This window comes from Chamaesiphon sp. OTE_20_metabat_361, assembly GCF_031364565.1.
Genome location: NZ_JANLWO010000298.1, coordinates 1 through 2,076, shown reverse-complemented (window position 1 = coordinate 2,076; position 2,076 = coordinate 1). Strand labels below are relative to the sequence as shown.

The following is a 2,076-nucleotide window of genomic DNA, read 5'->3' as shown; positions in this document are numbered from 1 at the left end:
GCGGTATTTAGCGGCTATTTGATGTATCTGCTGGCATTTGTCATCAAAGCTGCATGTCCATTTTGTATTGCTTCGGCAATTTTCACTTTTGCCATTTTGGGACTGACACTCTTCGGGCGTGACTGGGAGGATATCGGGCAAGTCATCTTTTCTGGAATGGCGGCGGGGCTGGGTGCCCTGCTAGTTTCGCTAGTTCTTTACAATACCGCGATCGGAGGTGAGATAAATTCACTCGCCCCGACTACCGCCCCGACACCGGGGATTGGTTGGGAAATCAAGTCTACATCGGGGACAGCCGAGATCGAACTTGCCAAGCACCTGACCGAAAAAGGTGCCAAGATGTACAGTGCCTACTGGTGCCCGCATTGCTACGAACAGAAGCAGTTATTTGGTAGTCAAGCCTGGGAGCAAGTTACTAATATCGAATGTGCTGCTGATGCCAAAAAGAATCCGCAGCCAGACGCTTGTGCCAAAGCTGGCATTAAAGGATTTCCGACTTGGAGTATCGATGGCAAATTAGAGCCTGGAATCAGGAAACTGGCAAAACTCGCCAAGTTGACTGGCTATCAGGGCGATAGTAAGTTTAAGTACGATAAGTTGGCTCCAGGTGAATAATAATTATAAGTCAGGCTGGCAAGCGGAACTTGTGCGATCGACCTAAATGGTTTATATATTTTAAGGATCGATCGTTATTTCCCAATTTTACTAAATGCTGACAAACTTACACTTACTTCGATCGGTGAGCGCGATCGGGATGGCAATTGGTGCTGTTGTGACTACTATCGCTACGGTGCAAGCTAATCCCATGCTGCCCACTAATGGCAATACTACTTCGGCTCGTCCATCGCTCGTCAATCGGACGAGTAAACCTGCTGTCAACAGCAACAGCAAGAAGACAGCTTCAGCACCACCAATCGATACCGTATCAGGCGCAGCCGAAACCGCACTGGTAGAACATTTAATTGCCAATAATGTCACTTTCTACGGTGCTTACTGGTGCGATCATTGTCAGAAGCAAAAATCGCTATTTGGGGCGGCTGCTGCTGCAAAATTACTCTATATTGAGTGCGCCGCAGATGGTGAAAAGTCTCAGCGACAATTGTGTAAAGAGAAAAACATTCAAATGTTTCCTACTTGGGTAATTAACGGTAAATATTTTACTGGTAGTAAAGATCTCCAAGAGATTGCTAAATTAACTGGCTATAAAGGTGTGATGAATTTTAAATATCGCAAGTAGGTTTAGGCTTTAGGCTTTGGACTTTAGGTTTGGCTATCGATTGCTAAATGGGTTTGGATTTTAAGTTTGAGGCTAAAATATCAATTCGCTAATAGCACAAGACTAACGATCGATTATTAGATAGATCGACTTTGGCACAGTCAGTTGCCAGCATCAATAGATTGCATCAACACTACCCCGATATTATCAGCATGAATTATTTACTCAATTTGTGGCGATTTCCAATCTTGTCGCTATTGCTATCATCGTTAGTCTTTGGGGCGTTACCCGCCCGCGCCGAAACCAAAATATTGGCATCAGATTATGGGATCGATCGAGCGAATGAATCCCTAGCCCCCACAGATCCGCGCACTTCCACCGAGCGACTCAATGCCCTCGGCGACACCTCAGCCAAAGTTCCAGCACCTAACTCGATCGCGCAATCCGTTAAAGTCAGCCCTTTGCTAGAAAGACAAATCCTAGAAGTCATTCGCCGCAATCCATCTGTCATGCTAGAAGTGTTGCAAAAATACGCACTGGAGCAACAAGCGAAAGAACAAAAAGCTCAAGCCGACGCACTTAAATTAGCTCGAAAAAACACCAAATCATTAATCGGTAATTCGCCCACCACTGGAGCTAGCAATCGTCAGATCGTGATGGTCGCATTCTCAGATTTTCAATGTCCATTTTGTGCGACTGCCGATAAGAGTGTCAAGCAATTTATGGCAAAACATAAAGATAAAGTTACCCTAGTTTATAAATATTTTCCCCTCACCCAAATTCATCCCGAAGCACTACCAGCCGCACAGGCTGCTTGGGCTGCCAATAAGCAGGGTAAGTTCTGGGAATATCACGATGCT

The 2,076-nt window shown here is 45.4% G+C and carries 3 protein-coding genes; all 3 read left to right on the top strand.

The features are described 5' to 3' along the window. Positions 1–615 (top strand): vitamin K epoxide reductase family protein (locus RMO35_RS08775; RefSeq protein ID WP_309740309.1); only part of this gene is annotated, 615 nt, incomplete at its 5' end. 94 nt (positions 616–709) lie between these two features. Then, positions 710–1,237, top strand: coding sequence for a hypothetical protein (locus RMO35_RS08770; RefSeq protein WP_309740308.1), 528 nt, complete (start codon positions 710–712; stop codon positions 1,235–1,237). A gap of 131 nt (positions 1,238–1,368) precedes the next feature. Further along, the coding region (locus RMO35_RS08765) for a thioredoxin domain-containing protein (RefSeq protein WP_309740307.1) at positions 1,369–2,076 on the top strand (708 nt) is incomplete at its 3' end.

Bases quoted from the DNA above. Each gene is read 5' to 3' on its own strand.
- RMO35_RS08770 (WP_309740308.1), top strand. From the start codon at position 710: ATGCTGACAAACTTACACTTACTTCGATCGGTGAGCGCGATCGGGATG.